19 protein-coding genes are annotated in these 17,773 nt (G+C 71.8%); 12 read left to right on the top strand and 7 right to left on the bottom strand.

From position 1 onward, the window contains the following. Positions 1-30 precede the first annotated feature (30 nt). Entirely contained in the window at positions 31-405 is a 375-nt protein-coding gene (locus ABD224_RS10115; RefSeq protein ID WP_344049071.1) for a YchJ family protein, read from the top strand. Positions 406-496: 91 nt separating this feature from the next. Here ABD224_RS10115 and ABD224_RS10110 read toward each other — a convergent pair whose 3' ends face one another. Next, entirely contained in the window at positions 497-1,198 is a 702-nt protein-coding gene (locus tag ABD224_RS10110; RefSeq protein WP_344049070.1) for a FadR/GntR family transcriptional regulator, read from the bottom strand. 143 nt (positions 1,199-1,341) lie between these two features. Here ABD224_RS10110 and ABD224_RS10105 point away from each other — a divergent pair, with 143 nt between their 5' ends. From ABD224_RS10105 to ABD224_RS10075, 7 genes are all read left to right on the top strand, one after another. Continuing rightward, complete coding sequence (locus tag ABD224_RS10105) at positions 1,342-1,848, top strand: gluconokinase (RefSeq protein ID WP_344049069.1); 507 nt, start codon at positions 1,342-1,344, stop codon at positions 1,846-1,848. 119 nt (positions 1,849-1,967) lie between these two features. Next, a complete protein-coding gene (locus ABD224_RS10100) occupies positions 1,968-3,365 on the top strand; it encodes a GntP family permease (protein ID WP_344049068.1) in 1,398 nt (465 codons plus the stop codon). A gap of 343 nt (positions 3,366-3,708) precedes the next feature. Next, positions 3,709-4,224: an NUDIX hydrolase gene (locus tag ABD224_RS10095; RefSeq protein WP_344049067.1), complete on the top strand. Its 516-nt coding sequence runs from the start codon at positions 3,709-3,711 to the stop codon at positions 4,222-4,224. Between the two features lie 22 nt (positions 4,225-4,246). Continuing rightward, positions 4,247-4,639 (top strand): YidH family protein, encoded by a 393-nt coding sequence (locus ABD224_RS10090; protein ID WP_344049066.1) that lies wholly within the window; start codon positions 4,247-4,249, stop codon positions 4,637-4,639. Then, positions 4,636-4,968, top strand: coding sequence for a DUF202 domain-containing protein (locus tag ABD224_RS10085; RefSeq protein WP_344049065.1), 333 nt, complete (start codon positions 4,636-4,638; stop codon positions 4,966-4,968). The genes ABD224_RS10090 and ABD224_RS10085 overlap by 4 nt, the downstream gene beginning before the upstream one ends. A gap of 202 nt (positions 4,969-5,170) precedes the next feature. Next, positions 5,171-6,193, top strand: a complete 1,023-nt coding sequence (locus tag ABD224_RS10080; protein ID WP_344049064.1) for a phosphotransferase family protein — start codon at positions 5,171-5,173, stop codon at positions 6,191-6,193. 5 nt (positions 6,194-6,198) lie between these two features. Next, positions 6,199-7,413, top strand: a complete 1,215-nt coding sequence (locus ABD224_RS10075) for an acyl-CoA dehydrogenase family protein (protein ID WP_344049063.1) — start codon at positions 6,199-6,201, stop codon at positions 7,411-7,413. A 203-nt stretch (positions 7,414-7,616) separates the two neighbouring features. Here ABD224_RS10075 and ABD224_RS10070 read toward each other — a convergent pair whose 3' ends face one another. Continuing rightward, positions 7,617-8,210, bottom strand: a complete 594-nt coding sequence (locus ABD224_RS10070; protein ID WP_344049062.1) for a TetR/AcrR family transcriptional regulator — start codon at positions 8,208-8,210, stop codon at positions 7,617-7,619. A 228-nt stretch (positions 8,211-8,438) separates the two neighbouring features. Next, entirely contained in the window at positions 8,439-9,200 is a 762-nt protein-coding gene (locus ABD224_RS10065; protein ID WP_344049061.1) for an SDR family oxidoreductase, read from the bottom strand. A gap of 162 nt (positions 9,201-9,362) precedes the next feature. Here ABD224_RS10065 and ABD224_RS10060 point away from each other — a divergent pair, with 162 nt between their 5' ends. Beyond that, positions 9,363-10,601, top strand: coding sequence for an exo-beta-N-acetylmuramidase NamZ family protein (locus ABD224_RS10060; RefSeq protein WP_344049060.1), 1,239 nt, complete (start codon positions 9,363-9,365; stop codon positions 10,599-10,601). A 127-nt stretch (positions 10,602-10,728) separates the two neighbouring features. On the opposite strand, the gene ABD224_RS10055 is transcribed toward ABD224_RS10060, so the two are convergent. After that, positions 10,729-13,572 (bottom strand): penicillin acylase family protein, encoded by a 2,844-nt coding sequence (locus tag ABD224_RS10055; protein WP_344049059.1) that lies wholly within the window; start codon positions 13,570-13,572, stop codon positions 10,729-10,731. A gap of 289 nt (positions 13,573-13,861) precedes the next feature. Between ABD224_RS10055 and ABD224_RS10050 the strand changes: the two genes are divergently transcribed. Next, positions 13,862-14,464 carry a hypothetical protein gene (locus ABD224_RS10050; protein ID WP_344049058.1) on the top strand — a complete coding sequence of 201 codons (603 nt, stop codon included), beginning with the start codon at positions 13,862-13,864 and terminating at the stop codon, positions 14,462-14,464. A gap of 171 nt (positions 14,465-14,635) precedes the next feature. Here the strand turns inward: ABD224_RS10050 and soxR are convergent, their stop codons facing one another. Beyond that, positions 14,636-15,121, bottom strand: coding sequence for a redox-sensitive transcriptional activator SoxR (soxR, locus tag ABD224_RS10045; protein WP_344049057.1), 486 nt, complete (start codon positions 15,119-15,121; stop codon positions 14,636-14,638). A 110-nt stretch (positions 15,122-15,231) separates the two neighbouring features. On the opposite strand from soxR, the gene ABD224_RS10040 reads away from it, so the two are divergent. Then, the gene (locus tag ABD224_RS10040; RefSeq protein ID WP_344049056.1) at positions 15,232-15,693 is read left to right on the top strand and encodes a MaoC family dehydratase; all 462 of its coding nucleotides are present in this window, start codon (positions 15,232-15,234) and stop codon (positions 15,691-15,693) included. A gap of 166 nt (positions 15,694-15,859) precedes the next feature. On the opposite strand, the gene ABD224_RS10035 is transcribed toward ABD224_RS10040, so the two are convergent. Both ABD224_RS10035 and ABD224_RS10030 read right to left on the bottom strand, forming a co-directional pair. After that, positions 15,860-16,492, bottom strand: coding sequence for a TetR/AcrR family transcriptional regulator (locus ABD224_RS10035; RefSeq protein WP_344049055.1), 633 nt, complete (start codon positions 16,490-16,492; stop codon positions 15,860-15,862). A gap of 97 nt (positions 16,493-16,589) precedes the next feature. After that, positions 16,590-16,877, bottom strand: a complete 288-nt coding sequence (locus ABD224_RS10030; RefSeq protein WP_344049053.1) for a YiaA/YiaB family inner membrane protein — start codon at positions 16,875-16,877, stop codon at positions 16,590-16,592. 168 nt (positions 16,878-17,045) lie between these two features. Here ABD224_RS10030 and ABD224_RS10025 point away from each other — a divergent pair, with 168 nt between their 5' ends. Then, a complete protein-coding gene (locus tag ABD224_RS10025) occupies positions 17,046-17,756 on the top strand; it encodes an ArsR/SmtB family transcription factor (protein ID WP_344049052.1) in 711 nt (236 codons plus the stop codon). Positions 17,757-17,773: the final 17 nt, after the last annotated feature.

Below are 17,773 nucleotides of genomic sequence, written 5' to 3'. Positions count from 1 at the left end.
GCCCCGCCCGGCGGGGACAGAATGGGGGGCATGACCACGCGTTCCTGCCCGTGCGGGCTGCCCGGGCCGTACGAGAAGTGCTGCGGCCGCTATCACCGCGGTGCCGCCGCGCCGACCGCGGAGGCGCTGATGCGCTCGCGGTACTGCGCCTTCGTCCGCGGGGACGCGGGATATCTGCTGCGGACGTGGCATCCGCGCACCCGGCCCGCGCGGCTCGACCTGGACCCTGGAATGCGCTGGACCGGGCTCGAGGTGCTGGACACGACGGGCGGTTCCGCCTTCCACACCACCGGGACGGTGACGTTCCGGGCGTCCTACCGGGGCGGCTCCCTGTACGAGCACAGCCGGTTCGAGCGGCTGGACGGCGCCTGGGTGTACGTGGACGGGGACTTCCCCGAGACGTAGGCGGAACGGACGCGCAAATCAGGGCAGACCAGAGCAGATCAGGGCAGATCGGGACGGACGCGGAGCCCGCGGGGCGCGTGGGCGGCCGGGGCTACGGCGCCAGGATGTCCAGTTCCCGCAGCGCGCCGACGGTGATCTCGCGGGTCAGGCGCTCGGCGCGCTCCGCGTCGCCCGCGCGGACGGCCTCGGCGACCTGCACATGGAGGGTGACGGCGGCCGGGTCGGGGTCGTCGAACATGACCTCGTGCCGGGTGCGGCCGCTCAGGACCTCGGCGACGACGTCGCCGAGGCGGGCGAACATCTCGTTGCCGGAGGCCGTGAGGATCACGCGGTGGAAGGCGATGTCGTGCACCAGGTACTCCTGCAGCCGGTGGCCGCGTGAGTTCGCCACCATGCCGAGGGCGCACTCGGTGAGTTCGGCGCACTGCTCGGGTGTGGCGTGCTGCGCGGCCAGGCCGGCCGCGACCGGTTCGACCGCGGAGCGCAGCACGGTCAGGGAGCGCAGCTGCCGGGGCCGGTCGGCGCCCGCCAGGCGCCAGCGGATGACCTGCGGGTCGTAGACGTTCCACTCCGACTGGGGCAGCACGGTCACACCGACCCGGCGGCGTGAGGCGACCAGACGCATGGACTCCAGGACGCGGACCGCCTCGCGCATGACGGAGCGTGACACGTCGAAACGCTGTGCCAGCTCGTCGGTTCTCAGCACGCTGCCCGGCGGGTACTCCCCCGCGGTGATGGCTGGGCCAAGGATGTCCAGTACATGGCCGTGCAGCCCCCGGCCCGGTGCGCTCATGCCCCACAGAGTACGGCGTGGATCAAGGAACTCAAAAGTCAGACTTATACATCACAGACTCTTGAATTTGTCGTACCTATGGGTTTCAGTATGGCGGACGTCGGACATCGACGTCGCTCGTCGAGGAAGACAGCGAGGCAGTGATGCGCACCCCCCACGTCGTTGTGGTGATGGGCGTCGCCGGCACGGGCAAGACCACGATCGGTCCGCTGCTCGCCGACCGGCTCGGCGTCCCGTACGCCGAGGGCGACGACTTCCATCCCGAGGCCAACATCGCCAAGATGACGGCCGGGATCCCGCTCGAGGACGAGGACCGGTGGCCGTGGCTGGACGCCATCGGCGCCTGGGCACGCGGGCGGACGGGACGGGGCGGGGTGGTGAGCAGCTCGGCGCTGAAGCGGTCGTACCGCGACCGGCTGAGGGCCGCGGCTCCCGGGATCGTGTTCGTCCATCTGACGGGCGACCGGGAGCTCGTCGAGCGCCGTATGGCGAACCGCCGGGGCCACTTCATGCCGACGGCGTTGTTGGACTCCCAGTTCGCCACACTGCAGCCGCTCCAGCCGGACGAGCCGGGCGTCGCGGTCGACATCTCCGGCACCCCCGAGGAGATCACCGCGCGTGCCCTGGCCGCGCTGGAGGACCTCGGCTAGCACCGCCCAGCCGACCGAGGCGCGGCCGCCCCAGCGGTGACGTCTCTCCCCGCGGTCACCGACTGCGGTACACCCCCCACTCCCCCTGAAACACCCCACCTCATCTGCAAGGGAACACCGTGACCAGACTCAGCGTCGAGATGCTGGCAGCGGACGCGCCCCCGCCGATCACCTCGGCCGGACACGCTCAGCTGGGCATCGCCGTCCTGGCGGGCATCGCCGTCATCGTCCTCCTCATCACCCGGTACAAGCTGCACGCCTTCCTGTCACTGACCATCGGGTCGCTGGTGCTCGGCGCGCTCGCCGGGGCACCGCTCGACAAGGCGATCAGCAGCTTCACCTCCGGCCTGGGCTCGACCGTCGCCGGTGTGGGCGTGCTGATCGCCCTCGGCGCGATCCTCGGCAAGCTGCTCGCCGACTCCGGCGGCGCCGACGAGATCGTCGACACGATCCTGGCCAGGGCCCGGGGCCGGGCGATGCCGTGGGTGATGGTGCTGATCGCCTCCGTGATCGGTCTGCCGCTGTTCTTCGAGGTCGGCATCGTGCTGCTGATCCCGGTGGTGCTGATGGTGGCCAAGCGCGGCCACTACTCCCTGATACGCATCGGTGTCCCGGCACTGGCCGGTCTGTCCGTGATGCACGGCCTGATCCCCCCGCACCCCGGCCCGCTGGTCGCGATCGACGCGGTCGGCGCCAACCTGGGCATCACGCTGGCGCTCGGCCTCCTGGTCGCCATCCCGACGGTGATCGTCGCCGGTCCGCTGTTCTCCGGGTTCGCGGCCCGCTGGGTGGACGTCCCCGTCCCCGACCGGATGCTGCCCCAGCGCCCGTCAAAGGAGCTGGAGCGGCGTCCCGGCTTCGGCGTCACGCTGGTCACGGTGCTGCTGCCGGTGGTCCTGATGCTGGCCAAGGCCCTGGTCGACATCGTCGTGGACGACCCCGGGAACATGACCCAGCGCGTCTTCGACATCATCGGTTCCCCGATGATCGCGCTGCTGGCCGCCGTGCTCGTCGGCATCTTCACGCTGGGCCTGCCGGCCGGGTTCGGCAAGGAGCAGATCGCGCGGACCGTCGACACGAGCCTCATGCCCATCGCCGGCATCCTGCTGATCGTCGGCGCGGGCGGCGGCTTCAAGCAGACGCTGATCGACTGCGGTGCGGGTCAGATGATCTTGGACATATCCAAGGACTGGTCGATCCCGGCACTGCTGCTGGCCTGGCTGATCGCGGTGGCGATCCGGCTCGCGACCGGTTCGGCGACCGTGGCGACCATCTCGGCGGCCGGTCTGGTCGCCCCGCTCGCGGCCGACATGTCGACCACCCACACCGCCCTGCTGGTTCTGGTCATCGGCGCCGGCTCGCTCTTCTTCAGCCACGTCAACGACGCCGGGTTCTGGCTGGTGAAGGAGTACTTCGGCATGAGCGTCGGACAGACGGTCAAGAGCTGGTCGGTCATGGAGACGATCATCTCGGTGGTCGCCGGTGCCCTGGTCCTGCTGCTGTCCCTGGTGATCTAGGGGCCCGGCGGGAGGGCTCGCCCCTCCCCGGCCTCAGTGTGTGGACCGGCCGCCACGTGCATGGCGGCCGGTCCTTGTTCCGCATGGGTTGTGTCATGGGTTCCGCAGGGGCGGCGCGTCGTTCCGCATGGGCGGCGCGGCCGGTCAGCCCTCCTGAGGGTTCACACCCCCTTGTCCTGACGCAGTCGGACACCTGCCGTCGTCTTCCCGTGTCCCTCGGCGCGGACCCGCCCGGAGCGTCCGCTGTCGCGGCTTGGAGACGCCCTGGAGCAAACCGGCGACGGGAGCCGTGGTCCCGTCGAACAGCTGCGTCGGTCATGCGCGCGGCTGATTGGATGGCCCCATGAGCGCTGCGGAGGAGATCCTCGACATCGTCGACGACCACGATCGCGTCATCGGGCAGTCACCGCGCGGGGAGGCGTACGCCAGGAAACTGCGCCACCGCTGTGTCTTCGTGCAGGTGCGGGACGCCGAGGGGCGGCTCTTCGTGCACCGGCGCACACCCGCCAAACTGGTCTTCCCCTCGCTGTACGACATGTTCGTCGGCGGGGTCGTCGGGGCCGGTGAGACCTACGACGACGCGGCCCTGCGCGAGGCCGAGGAGGAGCTGGGGGTGACGGGACTGCCCCGCCCCGAGTACCTGTTCAAGTTCCTGTACGACGACGGCGCCGGCCACACCTGGTGGTCGGCGGTCTACCAGGTCCGCTGCGATCTGCCCGTGCGGCCGCAGGCCGAGGAGGTCGCCTGGTACGGCTTCCTGTCCGAGGACGAGGTGGAGCGCCGTCTGCGGGAGTGGGAGTGGGTGCCGGACGGGCTGGCCGCCTACGAACGGCTGAAGGCGTACCGGTCCACGCGGTGAGCGGGCCCTAGAGTTCCCTCGCGTGATCGACTTCGTACGGAACGTCCGGCTGTGGTTCGCCCCCGAGGAGGTCCGGGAGGAGGGCAGCACCCCCGACTACCGCTTCTCGCTGGCGAACGAGCGCACCTTCCTCGCCTGGCTGCGCACCGCCCTCGCCCTGATCGCCGGCGGCTTCGCGGTGGACCAGTTCCTGCCCCGTCTGCGCTGGGGCTGGCGCATCGGGCTCGCCCTCACACTGCTGGCCGCGGGTGTGCTGTGCTCCCTGCGCGCGGTCGACCACTGGGTGCGCTGCGAGCGGGCCATGCGCCGCGGCGAGGACCTGCCCGCCTCGCGCTTCCCGGCCGTACTGAGCCTGATCGTCGCGGCCGTGGCCGTCGTCATGGTCGTCGTCGTGTTCGCCGGATGGGCCGGATGAACACGGGCACACGGTCACCGGGCCCCGACCGGGACCCCGGTCTGCAGCCGGAGCGGACCCGGCTGGCCTGGCGGCGTACGACCCTGGCCTGCACCGTCGTCACCGCCCTCGCCGCAAAGTCGGCCCTGCACGGCGGCGCGTCCGCACCCGGTCTCGCCGTCACCGCCCTGTGCTGCGTCCTGTGGGCGGCCTTCCTCCTGCTCGCCCAGCTCCGCATCCGCGCCCTCGCCCGGCCGGGACGCCCTCCGGCCCTCACCGCCCGGCACGCCACGGCGGCGGTCCTGTGCACGGTCGCCGTGGCGGTCTGCGCGGCGGCGCTGGTCTTCTGAGCGCCCCCTGTCCCCTTAAGTACTCCCATAAGTGCCCCCACGCACCGGCCGGAGCCGCGGTGGCACACGCGCCCCGCGCAGAGGGGACCCGCCGTACCGCCCACCGCCGTGGCGACGGACATGTCCGGTCGGCACACTGGACGGCATACCGACCGGTCGGCATCATGGTCGCGTCCCCTCTCCCCGGCCCACAGGAGCGCCGATGAGCCCCGACCACCCGCCCGGACTCGACCTCGACCGGCTGCGCGGCCTGCTCGACCGGGAGCTGCCCGGTCTGGCCCAGGGCCCCCTGACCGGCCGGCTGATCGAGGGCGGCCGGTCGAACCTGACGTACGCGGTCTCGGACGGCACCTCGCGGTGGGTCGTACGGCGTCCCCCGCTCGGCCACGTCCTGGCCACCGCACACGACATGAGGCGCGAGCACCGGGTGATCAGCGCCCTGCACCCGACCGACGTGCCGGTGCCGCGCCCGCTGCTGCTGTGCGAGGACGAGGAGGTGCTGGGCGCGCCGTTCTATGTCATGGAGTTCGTCGAGGGCACCCCGTACCGCACCGCGGAGCAGCTCGCCCCGCTGGGCGAGGAGCGCACCCGGAACGCCGTGCTGTCGCTGGTGGACACCCTCGTCGAGCTGCACGCGGTGGACCCCGCCGAGGTGGGCCTCGCCGACTTCGGCCGGCCCGAGGGCTACCTGGACCGGCAGCTGAGGCGCTGGAGCAAGCAGCTGGACGCCTCCCGCAGCCGCGACCTCGCCGGCATCGACGAACTGCACGCGGCGCTCGGGCGCACACTGCCCGACTCCCCCGCGCCGGCCGTCGTGCACGGCGACTACCGGCTCGACAACGTCCTGATCGGGGCCGACGACCGGATCACGGCGGTCCTCGACTGGGAGATGTCCACGCTCGGCGACCCGCTGACCGACCTGGGCCTGCTGGTGATGTACAGCCGGCCGCCGGCCCTGCCGGACTCGCCCGTCTCCACCACCGCCCTGGCCCCCGGCCACCCCTCCCCCGCCGAGCTGATCGAGCGGTACGCCGCGCGGTCGGGGCGCGATGTCTCGGCCGTGTCCTGGTACACGGCGTTCGCCTGCTTCAAGCTGGCCGTGATCCTGGAGGGCATCCACTACCGGTACACGCTCGGCCGGACGGTCGGGCACGGCTTCGACCGCATCGGCGACCTCGTCCCCGTCTTCATCGAGCACGGGCTGACCGCTCTTCAGGAGGGCTGAGCGACATGGACTTCGCGTTCGACGCACGCACCGAGGAACTGCGCGCCAGGCTCCTGGCCTTCATGGACGAGTACGTCTACCCGGCCGAGGCGGTGGCCCGGGAGCAGCGGGCCGCGCTGCCCTCCCCCTGGGACACCCCGCCCGTGGTGGAGGAGCTGAAGGCCGAGGCGCGCCGGCAGGGCCTGTGGAACCTCTTCCTGCCGGACGCCGAGTACGGCGCCGGGCTGACCAACCTCCAGTACGCCCCGCTCGCCGAGATCACCGGCCGCTCCCCGCAGCTGGCGCCCCTCGCCACCAACTGCGCGGCGCCGGACACGGGCAACATGGAGCTGCTCGCGCAGTTCGGCGACGAGTGGCAGAAGAAGCAGTGGCTCGAGCCCCTGCTCGCCGGTGAGATCCGTTCGGCGTTCGCGATGACCGAGCCGGAGGTGGCCTCCTCGGACGCCACCAACATCACCACCCGCATCGAGCGGGACGGCGACGAGTACGTCATCACCGGCCGCAAGTGGTATATCTCGGGCGCGATGCACCCGGACTGCACGATCTTCATCGTGATGGGGAAGACGGACCCGGACGGGCCGGACCCCCACCGCCGGCAGTCCATGGTGCTCGTGCCGCGTGACACGCCCGGTGTCACCGTCGCGCGGGCGATGCGGGTGTTCGGGTACGAGGACCACTTCCACGGCGGTCACGCCGAGGTGGTGTTCGACCACGCGCGCGTGCCGGTGTCCCATCTCATCGGCGAGGAGGGCGGCGGGTTCGCCATCGCGCAGGCGCGCCTCGGCCCGGGCCGTATCCACCACTGCATGCGGCTGATCGGCATGGCCGAGCGGGCGATCGAGCTGATGTGCCGGCGGGCGGTGTCCCGCACGGCGTTCGGCAGGACGCTGGGCCAACAGGGTGTGGTGCAGAACTGGATCGCGGACGCGCGGGTGACCGTCGAGCAGCTGCGGCTGCTGGTGCTGAAGACGGCGTGGCTGATGGACACCGTGGGCAACCGGGGCGCGCACACCGAGATCCAGGCCATCAAGATCGCCACACCGCGGGCGGTGGTGGGCATCATCGACCGGGCGATCCAGCTGTACGGCGCGGGGGGTGTCAGCCAGGACTTCCCGCTGGCGGAGCTGTACGCGGCAGCGCGCACGCTGATGATCGCGGACGGTCCGGACGAGGTCCACCAGCGATCGCTGGCACGGCGGGAGCTGAGGAAGTATCTGTGACATGAGGGGGCGGCCGGGGAAAGGTCCTCGCCCCGCCGCCCCCGCTCGTCCGAGGACCGTGTCCCCGATGCCCCCGGTCCTCTCTTAAACGGCGCCGGTCCTCTTGATTGAGCGGCGCCGGCCCTCCTCGGCACCGAACGGGTTCCGCGGACTTCCGTTCCCGAAACCGGACGGAAAGCCGGACGGGCCGAAGACGCCGGCCCCTACGGGCGCAGCGCCCGCATCAGCAGGTCCGCCAGATGGTCGGCGACCTCCCGGGGACTCAGCGGGCCGTCCGGGCGGTACCAGGTCGCCAGGTGGTGGACCGAGCCGAAGTGGTAGTCGACCACCAGGTCGGCCGGGGTCGCCGTGGAGAAGACGCCCGTCCGCTGGCCCTCCTCGACGAGCGCGCGGAAGCGTTCGTGGTAGCGCCGGCGCTCGGCACGCACCTGCCTGTTCTTCTCCGGGCTCAGGTGGTGCATCGAGCGGAAGAAGATCATCGCGTCGTCGAGGTTCTCGATGGTGGTCACCACCACGTCCGCCGCCGCGTCCCGCAGCCGCTTCTCGACCGGCTCGTCGGCGTCCGCGAAGGCGTCCAGGCGCTCCTGCTGAAGGCGCAGCACGCGTGCGTACACCTCGTGCAGCAGGTCCTCCTTGGAGCCGAAGTAGTGGTAGAGCGCTCCCTTGGTGACACCGGCCGCCTCGACGATCTCCTGCACCGAGGTGCGGTCGTAGCCCTGTTCGGCGAAGAGCCGGGTGGCGGCGGCCAGGAGCCGCTGCGGCACCGGAGCGTCATCCGAGTCCGTCGTCCTGGGCACCTGCCGCCACCCGCCTTCCGTGGTCCTACTCGCTGCCGTGCTCTCGGGAACGAAGCTCCCGACGCAGGATCTTCCCACTTGCCGCCTTCGGCGCATCCGGCAGGATCGCGGCCCGCCGCGGGTGCGCACGGGCGGCCGGTCTCCTCCCCCGGTGTGCGTTCCCCCGGTGTGCGGCACGTGCGGCCGGGACCGTTTCGCCGGTGGCGCCGGGGCGGTGGCGGGAGGCGGTCACCGGGTCTCCTCCCAGGTGCGCTGGAGGCGGTTCATGCCCGCCAGCCAGCGGTCGGGGTCGGCGGCCCGGGCCCGGTGGAAACCGGCGACCTCGGGGTGCGGCAGGATCAGGAAGCGGTCCTCCTCCATCCCCTTGAACAGGGCGTCGGCCACGTCCTCCGGTTCGATCGCGGTCGGCCGGAGCACCAGGTCGCCCGCACTGCCGGCGCCGTCCAGCATGTCGGTGCGCACGCCCTGCGGGCAGATCGCGTGCACCTTGATCCCGCGGTGACGGTAGGTCAGCGACAGCCACTCGGCGAAGGCGAGGGCACCGTGCTTGGTGACGGTGTACGGGGCGGCGCCGATCATGGTGAGCAGTCCGGCCGCGGAGACGGTGGAGACGAACCGGCCGCTGCCGCGCTCCAGCCAGGCGGGGAGCAGCGCCCTGGCGGCGCGGACATGGGCCATGACATGGACGTCCCAGGCGCGCGCCCAGACCTCCTCGTCGGCCGCCTCCGAACCGGCGGACGGCAGGCCCGCGTTGGCGCAGTAGACGTCGACCGTGCCGCCGAGCGCGTCACGGGCCTCGGCCACGATCTCGGAGGCGTCGCCCGGCACCGCGATGCCGCCGATCTCCTCGGCCACGGCCTCCGCCTTGGAGGCGTCGAGGTCGTTGACCACGACCCGTGCTCCCTCGGCGGCGAACCGGCGGGCCAGCGCGGCGCCGATGCCCCCGCCGGCCCCGGTGACGACCACTCCCGCATCCCGCACGGCTTCCATCCTCGGTCTCCTTCCGCATGGCTGCGACACGGGCCCCTCGGCTCCGCGCCAGACTAACCGGTCGGTATGTGCCAGGGAAGGGGCGGGCGCAGCACCGTGGAGGGGGACCGCGGCACCGCAGGGGGCTCGCGGTCGGCACCGTCCACTCCACGGAGGTCACCCATGCACATGTCCAGACGAGGTGTGCTCGCAGCGGCCACGGCGGCCGTCACGGCGTCCGCACCGGCGGCCGCGTCCGGGCGCCGCGGGCCCGGGCGGTTACGGACCGGTTTCGAGCGTCTGGCCGCCGACGGCTACGCACTGCTGCGCGGGCAGCGGGTGGGGATCGTCACCAATCCGACCGGCGTCACCCGGGACGTACGGCATGTCGTGGACGTCATGCACGCCGATCCCCGGGTGAACCTGGTCGCCGTCTTCGGCCCCGAGCACGGCTTCCGGGGCACCGCGCAGGCGGGCGGCTCCGAGGGCCGCTACGACGACCCGGCCACCGGGCTGCCGGTGTACGACACCTATCTCAAGAGCGGGCGGCCCCTGGCCGACGTCTTCACCGCCTCCGGCGTGGACACGGTCCTCTTCGACATCCAGGACGTGGGTGCCCGCTTCTACACGTACATCTGGACGCTGTACGACTGCATGGAGGCCGCCGCCCTGGCCGGCAAGCGGTTCGTGGTGCTGGACCGGCCGAACCCGGTGACCGGGCGCGAGGCCCTGGGGCCGGTGCTGCACAGGGAGTTCGCGAGCTTCGTCGGACGGCAGCCGGTCGCGCAGGCGCACGGCATGACGGTCGCCGAGCTGGCGCGCTTGTTCAACGGGGAGTTCCTGGCCGCACCGGTGCCGCTGGAGACCGTGCCGATGACCGGCTGGAGGCGGTCGTGGTTCCACGACGCCACCGGGCTTCCCTGGGTGCCGCCGAGCCCGAACATGCCGACCCCCGACACCGCCCTGGTGTACGCGGGGACGTGTCTGTTCGAGGGCACGAACCTGTCCGAGGGCCGCGGCACCACCCGCCCCTTCGAGCTGCTCGGCGCGGAGGGGATCGACGGACGCTGGGCCGCCGCGGCGAACGCCCTGCGCCTGCCGGGCGTGCGCTTCAGGGAGGCGTACTTCACGCCCACCTTCTCCAAGTTCCAGGGCACGACGGTCGGCGGGGTGCAGATCCATGTGCACGACCGGGCCGCCTACGACCCCGTGCGGACCGGGATCGCGCTGCTGGTGACCGCCAGGCAGGTCTGGAGCGGCTTCGCCTGGCGCCCGGACCACTGGATCGACAGACTCACCGGCTCCGCCCGGGTGCGCACGATGATCGACGCCGGGGCGACCACCGACGAGGTGGTGGCCGGCTGGCGGCAGGAGCTGGCCGCGTTCCGGAAGGTACGGAAGGAGTACCTCCTCTACGACTGAGCCGTGCTGTTCACGCCTACGACTGGGCCGTGCTGTGCGACTGAGCCGTGCCAAGGCCGGCTCCCGCTCCGAACCGGCCCCGGCACCCGGCGGGCCGCGTCCGCGGACGCGGCCCGCCGCCCCCGGTCTACCGGTGACCGGTGAACTCCACGACCTGCTGGAAGGTGGGCCGGTTCTGCCAGCTGATCCTGCCGTGCTTGATGCCGCCCAGGGGCCTTTGGACGATCGAGTCGGCGCACCACTGGTCGCCCGCCGAGCACTGGTCGTCACCGGGGTAAACCCGGGCCGCGGGCGTTCCGGCGGCCTGTTTCAGGGTGCCGATCAGCACGTCCCGGCAGGCGGTGAGCTCACCGCCCCCGCAGAACTTCCGCGCGAGCGGGCCCCGCACGGGCTTGCCGAGCACCGCCCGGATGTCCTTGTCGACGTAGCTCCACCAGCCGAACTGGAAGGAGCTCCCGGCGTGCGCGCCGGTCGGGCCGTGCGCGGCCGACGGCGACTCGTCGATCGGCACATTGGCGGTGAAGGCGGTGTAGAGGTCACTGCCGAGGCCCGGCTCGAACTGGGCCTTCACCAGCAGCGGCCACCAGGCGTCCAGGATCCGGATGGCGTCGGCGTGCGCGTATCTCCTGGCACCGGCCGAGGTCTCGGTGCGCCGGGCGCCCGCGGCCAGCCAGGCCTGCAGTGTGCTCACGGCCGCCGAGGCCGTGGGATCGGTGACCGGCGAGCTGTTGATCACCTCGAGCAGGCCGGGCAGGACGTCCTCTCCCCGCAGGTCGGTCACGGCCGCGTCCGCCATCGCCTGCACCAGCGAGGCACGGGTGACCCCGCCGGCCGCGACCAGCTTCCTCACCCGGTCCTCGAGCAGGTTGCCGCGGTGCACGGAGCCCTCACCCCAGGCGGCGGAGGTGTAGTCCAGGGCCAGCTTGTTGTTCCAGGAGATGTAGTAGTCCTGGTCGACGGAGTTCGGGTGTGCGGACGGCGGGGTGTAGGCGGCGCCGTTGGTGGCCGGGTCCCAGTCGCGCCACTCGTACGCCGGCCGGGCCCACACCGGGAAGTCGGCGTCCACGCCGCTCGCCCGCACCGGGTTGTCGCCGCTGTTGTAGTACGCGGTGTGCTCAAAGTCGGCGTAGAACCAGTTGAACGTGTAGTTGATGTGCTGCGCGGCCTTCTGGAAGTCCTCCGGGCCCTCGATGAAGCCGGGGTCGTTGAGCATCTGGAAGCCGATGATCGAGTCGGCCTCACGCAGGAAGGAGGAGCGCAGGGTGGTGTAGGCGACCTTCTTCCCGCCGACGGTGGCGCGGTGGGTGACGGGACCGTACTTGGTGCGCCACACCCGCATGGTGTAGGAGCCGGCCGGGGTGGAGTCGGCGACGGTGGGTTTCCAGGAGTTGGTCCGCTCGACCTTCTCCATGGCCGTGCAGGTGCCGCGGTACAGGTAGTGGTAGTCGTCCTGGCACAGCTCGACGGCGTAGGTGTCGATGATGTCCTGGCCGGAGGTCGTGGCGCTCCACGCGTAGTCCTGGCCGCGGCCGAGGGCGACGTACATGCTCAGACCGGCGAAGGCGGCGCCGCGGGCGCTGATGCCCGGGCCCTGGATCTCCTGGAGCATCAGCAGCTGGGGAGCGAAGTAGCCGGTCTGCGGGCCGAAGACGGCGACCGGGTGGCCGCTCGCGGTGTGCCTGCCGCTGACGACGAGGGCGTTGGACATGCCGCGCCGGGCGGAGGAGAGGGCGTTTCTCGCGGCCGCGGCGGAGGCGTTCTTCGCGGCGGCGGTCACCGCGCTGCCGGTGCGGTGGTGGATCAGCGGCTCCTGGACCACGGAGCCGGCGTCGGGCAGGGCCATGCCCTGGGGGGTGCCGGGCCTGCCGGCGTACGGGTAGCGCTTGCCGTCGTGCACGGTGAGAACGGCCTCGGGGTCGTTGCGCTCACGGAAGGACTCCCAGATCCGGGTGCCCTCCTCGATGCCGTACTTCGACTGGGCGGCCAGCAGGGACAGCGCGTTGTCGACCTCTCCGCCTCCGCCGGAGCCGAACAGGGCGCCGATCACGGCGCCCAGCGCGACCAGGTCGCCGATCTTGAAGTGTTCGATGGTGCCGGCGTTGGTGATCGCGTCCTTGTGGCCGGTCAGGACGTATTCACCGGGGAAGTAGCGGCCGGAGTCGGAGGCGTCGATGTAGGCGTTGATGCCGTCGATGTAGGCCTGGGCGTCGGCGAGGGCCTGCTGTCCGCGGGCGCCGTTGCGGGCCACCGCGCCCTCGATCTGTGCCTGGAGCTCGGCCTCGGTGTACGGCGCGTTGCGCCAGAACTCCTGTTCCAGTTGCTGGTTGGCGGGTGCGCCGCCGGCGAAGGGGGTCAGCTGTCCGCGGCCGACGCGCCGGAATAAGTCCATGAGCCACAGCCGGTCCTCGGCCGCGGCGTATCCCGCGCCGAACTCGGTGCCGTAGCGGGTGGTGCCCGTGATGTGCGGCACCCCGGTCCTCTTGTCGCGGACGATGGTCACATCGCTGCGGCCCGCGGGCCTCACGGTGGAGGCGACCTGGTCGGGCGGGACGCCGAACGAGGCGTCGTTGAAGAAGGAGTTGATCTTGTCGTCGGTGAGCGCCGGGTAGCCCTTGGCCAGGTCGGCGTAGGGGCCGAGCTGGTCCCCGGCGTGGCTGGGCAGAGCGCCGAAGGCCTGGTTGAGGACGATCTGGGCGAGGGTGGCGCTGCCGTTCTCGCCGGGTGGCAGGATGTCGGAGCACCGGCCGCCGCAGTGATCGTTCGCGGCCGCCGCTCCGCCGGACGCCTCCGTGATCGCCTCGCCGGCCGCTCCCGCGGCCGTCCCGGCTGCCGCCGCTGGGGAAAACGCTGGGGAGAACGGAGACAAAAGACCGGTCACAAGGACGCATACGGAGGCGGCCTTCAGGAACCCGTGGAATCCGCGGGGAGCTCTCGGTCTGTCGAGCGCGGTGTGTGGGGTGCGCCGTGGCATGGCGGCTCCTCCCGACAGGGTGAGGGCAGGACGTTACCGTCGGTATCCCCGGGTTGGAAAATGAACATGCGTCACTTTTTGGAAGTACCTCGTGAAGGTCAACCAGGGCGACGTTATGGCGGACATCGGAAAACCGATGGAGCCGGATCGGGCGCCGGCACGTCTCTTCGGCGGTGCCGGTACGGCACGTCCGTGCGACGGCTTCGGACGCCGGCTCGATGCGGGGGACGCCGTACGGCGCCGCGGTGACCGCAGCACGCAGGTGCGGATGTGACGGAGGTGCAGAGCGATGGCCGGTTTCCGGAGTCTGGCGAGACAGGTGAGGGACCCGCGGTGCGACCTGGCGCTGCGGCGCTACTCGCTGCGCAAGTGTCTGGAGCGGTTCGCGCCGTACGGACACAGGGCGACCTGGGACCATCTGTGCTCCAGGGCGGGGTTCGACCCCGAGGACAGGTCCCCCGATCCGGCGCGGCTCGTGGCCGCACTGGAGGAGCTGGAGGAAGCGCGCGCGGTGTGGCTCGCCTATGAGGTGGAGTTCGCCAGGCGCCGCAAGAAGGAGAAGCACGAGGGGCTGCGCAGGCCCGGCAGCGTGGACGACTGGCACCGGCTGACCTGGGGCGGTTTCGGGGTGGCCTGGTGCGACGACCCACGGGTGCACCCGCGGGAGCCGCTGGCCGAGGTGCTGCGCCGGCTGATCGCCGCGCTGGAGCGCGAACCGGGCACGGCATGCCCGGTGTGCGGCGGGGAGCGGCTGGTCTGGACGTACGACCTGGACCATGAACCGTCGTCCGGTCCGGTCTGCACGCAGTGCGGAATCCTGGTTCCGCGCCCGGTCCTCACCCCCGAGGCCCTGGAGCACGCCAGGCGGGGGGAGCTGCTGGCGTCCGCCTGAGCGCGCCGGGGTGCGCCGGTCCTGCCGTACGGACGACGGGGCCGACGGGGCGTTCGTGACGCCCGCCCGGCGGCCGGGGGACCGCCGGTACGGCAGGACGGGAGCGGGCCGGCACGCCCGCGGGCCGGCCGGGACGCCGGCCCCGGGCGGCCGGGTCCGGCGTGCCCGCGGTCACGCGGGCGTGTCCCTGTTCTCGTGGTTCCCGCGCTCCACCATCAGGCGCGAGCCCGTCAGGCGTTCGCCGAAGATGTCGTCCGGGTTGGACAGGACGCAGGTGTCCAGGGACAGGCAGCCGCAGCCGATGCAGTCGGTGAGGTGGTCGCGGAGGCGGCTGAGCTGCTTGATGCGCTCGTCCAGCTCGGAACGCCAGGCCGCGGAGAGGCGGGCCCAGTCCTCCCGGGTGGGGGTGCGTTCCTCGGGCAGCCGGGCGAGCGCCTCGCGGATCGTGGCGAGCGGGATGCCGACGCGCTGCGCGGCCCGGACGAAGGCGACCCGGCGCAGGGTGTCACGGGAGTAACGGCGCTGGTTGCCCGCTGTTCGACGGCTTTTGATCAGCCCCTTGGACTCGTAGAAGCGCAGGGCGGAGACAGTGGCGCCGCTGCGTGCGGCCACCTGGCCGACGGTCAGTTCGTGGATCTTCTCGGGTATCTGGGGCACTCGTGAGAGCCTACCCAGCGCGCCACGCGTCCGGTCCATTGACAGAGGCCTTCGGCCCGGCCATGCTAAGCAGTCGCTTAGAGATGGTGTGCGATGCGGAGGCCGGGCACATGGCAGAGCCGAGGATCTTCACGTCCGTCGAGGACCTGAAGGCGGCGGTGGGCGAACAGCTGGGGTACACCGACTGGCTGGAGATCGACCAGAAGCGGATCGACCTGTTCGCGGAGGCGACCGGCGACCACCAGTGGATCCATGTGGACCCGGAGAAGGCCGCCGCGGGCCCCTTCGGCACCACCATCGCCCACGGCTATCTCACTTTGTCGCTGCTCCCGCTGTTCGGGCCGCAGCTGATCAAGGTCGAGGGTGTGCGGATGGGCGTCAACTACGGCACCAACAAGGTCCGTTTCCCCGCCCCCGTGCCGGTCGGCTCGCGGCTGCGCAGCACCGCCGTGATCACCGGCGTGGAGGAGGTGCCGGGCGGGGTGCAGACGACCGTCGCCTTCACCGTGGAACGCGAGGGCGGCGACAAGCCGGTGTGCGTGGCGGAGTCGGTGGTCCGGTACTACCTGTAGACCGGTGCTCCCTGCAGCCGGTACTCCCCGCAGTCCGGCGCTCCCCGCAGTCAGGTCACCGCCCGCAGGATCCGGTGCTCCCCCGCGGGGGACAGCGGACCCGGGGCCGGCCGCGGACGGTCCGGACCGCCCGCGGGGATCCGGAACCGTCCGCGGGAACCCGGCCCTACTTCCTGTTCTTGGCCCCGACCATCCGCAGCACCAGGTCGGCGTAGAGCTCGCCGATCTCCTCCGGGGTGCGGGGGCCGTTGACGTTGAACCAGCGGGCGACGTCGATGCACAGGGACAGCACGGCCAGCGTGGTGCCCTGGACGTCCAGGACGTCGAACTCACCCGCGGCCGCCCCCTCTTCGATGATCCCGCGGACTTCGGCGTCGACCTGGCGGCGCAGCGCGAGGATCTCCGCGCGGGCGTCCGGCCCGAGGGAGTCCAGCTCGTACTGGACGACCCGTGCGGTGGTACGCCCCCTGGCGTGCCAGCGGACGAAGGAACTCACGGCGTCGGCGAGCCGCTCGGTCGCGCTGCCCTCGCGCCGGGCGGCCGTGCGCAGGATCTCCAGCGCCTTCTCGTGGCCGATCCGGCTGATGCGGTGGAGCAGCTCTTCCTTGGTCTTGTAGTGGATGTAGAGCGCGGCCGGGCTCATTCCGGCCCGGCTCGCGATGTCACGCGTCGTCGTCGCGTGGTAGCCCCGCTCGGCGAAGGCCTCCACGGCGGCCAGCAGCAGCCGCCGGGCCGCGTCCGGGGTGACCTCGGCCCACGACTGCAGGTCGCTGTCGGCCCTCTCCTCCGCCGTACTCATCGCTTGCTTTGCCCCTCTCTGCGTCAAGGGGTCCACCATACCGCCGAGGATGAGCGGGCGCTTAGCGTCCCTGGGACGGTGGAGTGACGCAACCGGATCACAGTTTCTCGAACGGGTCGTGCGCGGCGAGGAGTTTTTCCAGACGGGCCTGGTCGACCCGGTTGATGATCTGCCCGGCCTCCTGGCGGTCCCTGATGACCTTGGCGAGGGTGAAGGCGGAGGTGACGAGGTACAGGACGGCGATGCCCAGGAAGGCCCGTACCCAGGCGTCGGCGTTCAGCCGGACGATGCCGATGGCGGTGGCCGCCAGGGAGACCGCGAAGGAGACGACGGCCTGACCGTAGAAGGCAGCCGTGTTCTGCTGCTTGATCGGTGTGTCGCTCATGCCGACAAGCATCAGTGGGTGTGGCCGGGGCCACATCCGCCGGGATACTCAGTTCCCGTACTCAGAGACCCGTGGGACCGGGCCCCACGGGAGCAGGCTCCGGACGACGCGGACCGCGTGGCCGCACTTCGGTGACGGCCGAACCGTGAGTGCCCCATCCTGGAGCGCGTGACTGCCAGGAACGCCCGGGCGCGGGCCCTTGCCGCGCTGGCCGGGCTGATCGCCGACGAGACCCGCGCCGCGTGTCTGCTGGCGCTGCTCGACCAACGGGCGTGGACGGCCGGGGAACTGGCCCGGCACGCGGGCGTCGCCGCCTCCACGCTCAGCGAGCACCTGGACAAGCTCGTCGCCGGTGGGCTGCTGGCCGAGGAGCGGCAGGGGCGGCACCGGTACGTACGTCTGGCCGACGCATGGGCCGCCCAGCTGGTGGAGGACCTGGCCGCCCGGGTCGCCCCAAAGGCCGTGCACCGGCCGCGCACCCTGCGGGAGGCCGGCGCCGCATCGGCGATGGCCCGCGGCCGCACCTGCTACGACCATCTCGCGGGACGGCTGGGCATCGTGGTGACGGACGCGCTGACCGTGCGGGGGCTGCTGCGGCAGGACACCGGTTTCGCGCTCACGGACGCGGGGCTGGCCTGGTTCGACGCCCTGGGCATCACACTGGACCGCAAGGGCCGGCGTCCGCTGGCCCGGGCCTGCCTCGACTGGACGGAGCGGCGCCTTCATCTCGCGGGGGCCGCCGGCGCGGCCCTGTGCCGGCACGCCTTCGACGCGGGCTGGTGCGTACGCATCGGCTCCGAGCGCGCGGTGAAGGTCACGGCTGCGGGCGAGCGGGCCCTGGCGGAACTGCTGGGGATCGAGGCGGCGGCGCTGCGCTGAGCGCCTGTGTGCGACCC

This window comes from Streptomyces thermoalcalitolerans (assembly GCF_039525155.1).
In the GTDB taxonomy this organism is placed as follows: Bacteria; Actinomycetota; Actinomycetes; order Streptomycetales; family Streptomycetaceae; genus Streptomyces; species Streptomyces thermovulgaris.
The sequence above is the reverse complement of the archived record's forward strand: the minus strand, read 5'-3'. Positions and strand labels throughout refer to the sequence as shown.

Coding starts and splice junctions, on each gene's coding strand:
- ABD224_RS10115 (WP_344049071.1), top strand. CDS start 31: ATGACCACGCGTTCCTGCCCGTGCGGGCTGCCCGGGCCGTACGAGAAG.
- ABD224_RS10105 (WP_344049069.1), top strand. CDS start 1,342: ATGCGCACCCCCCACGTCGTTGTGGTGATGGGCGTCGCCGGCACGGGC.
- ABD224_RS10095 (WP_344049067.1), top strand. CDS start 3,709: ATGAGCGCTGCGGAGGAGATCCTCGACATCGTCGACGACCACGATCGC.
- ABD224_RS10060 (WP_344049060.1), top strand. CDS start 9,363: ATGCACATGTCCAGACGAGGTGTGCTCGCAGCGGCCACGGCGGCCGTC.
- ABD224_RS10075 (WP_344049063.1), top strand. CDS start 6,199: ATGGACTTCGCGTTCGACGCACGCACCGAGGAACTGCGCGCCAGGCTC.
- ABD224_RS10065 (WP_344049061.1), bottom strand. CDS start 9,200: ATGGAAGCCGTGCGGGATGCGGGAGTGGTCGTCACCGGGGCCGGCGGG.
- ABD224_RS10055 (WP_344049059.1), bottom strand. CDS start 13,572: ATGCCACGGCGCACCCCACACACCGCGCTCGACAGACCGAGAGCTCCC.
- ABD224_RS10110 (WP_344049070.1), bottom strand. CDS start 1,198: ATGAGCGCACCGGGCCGGGGGCTGCACGGCCATGTACTGGACATCCTT.
- ABD224_RS10030 (WP_344049053.1), bottom strand. CDS start 16,877: ATGAGCGACACACCGATCAAGCAGCAGAACACGGCTGCCTTCTACGGT.
- ABD224_RS10050 (WP_344049058.1), top strand. CDS start 13,862: ATGGCCGGTTTCCGGAGTCTGGCGAGACAGGTGAGGGACCCGCGGTGC.
- ABD224_RS10085 (WP_344049065.1), top strand. CDS start 4,636: ATGAACACGGGCACACGGTCACCGGGCCCCGACCGGGACCCCGGTCTG.
- ABD224_RS10080 (WP_344049064.1), top strand. CDS start 5,171: ATGAGCCCCGACCACCCGCCCGGACTCGACCTCGACCGGCTGCGCGGC.
- ABD224_RS10035 (WP_344049055.1), bottom strand. CDS start 16,492: ATGAGTACGGCGGAGGAGAGGGCCGACAGCGACCTGCAGTCGTGGGCC.
- ABD224_RS10040 (WP_344049056.1), top strand. CDS start 15,232: ATGGCAGAGCCGAGGATCTTCACGTCCGTCGAGGACCTGAAGGCGGCG.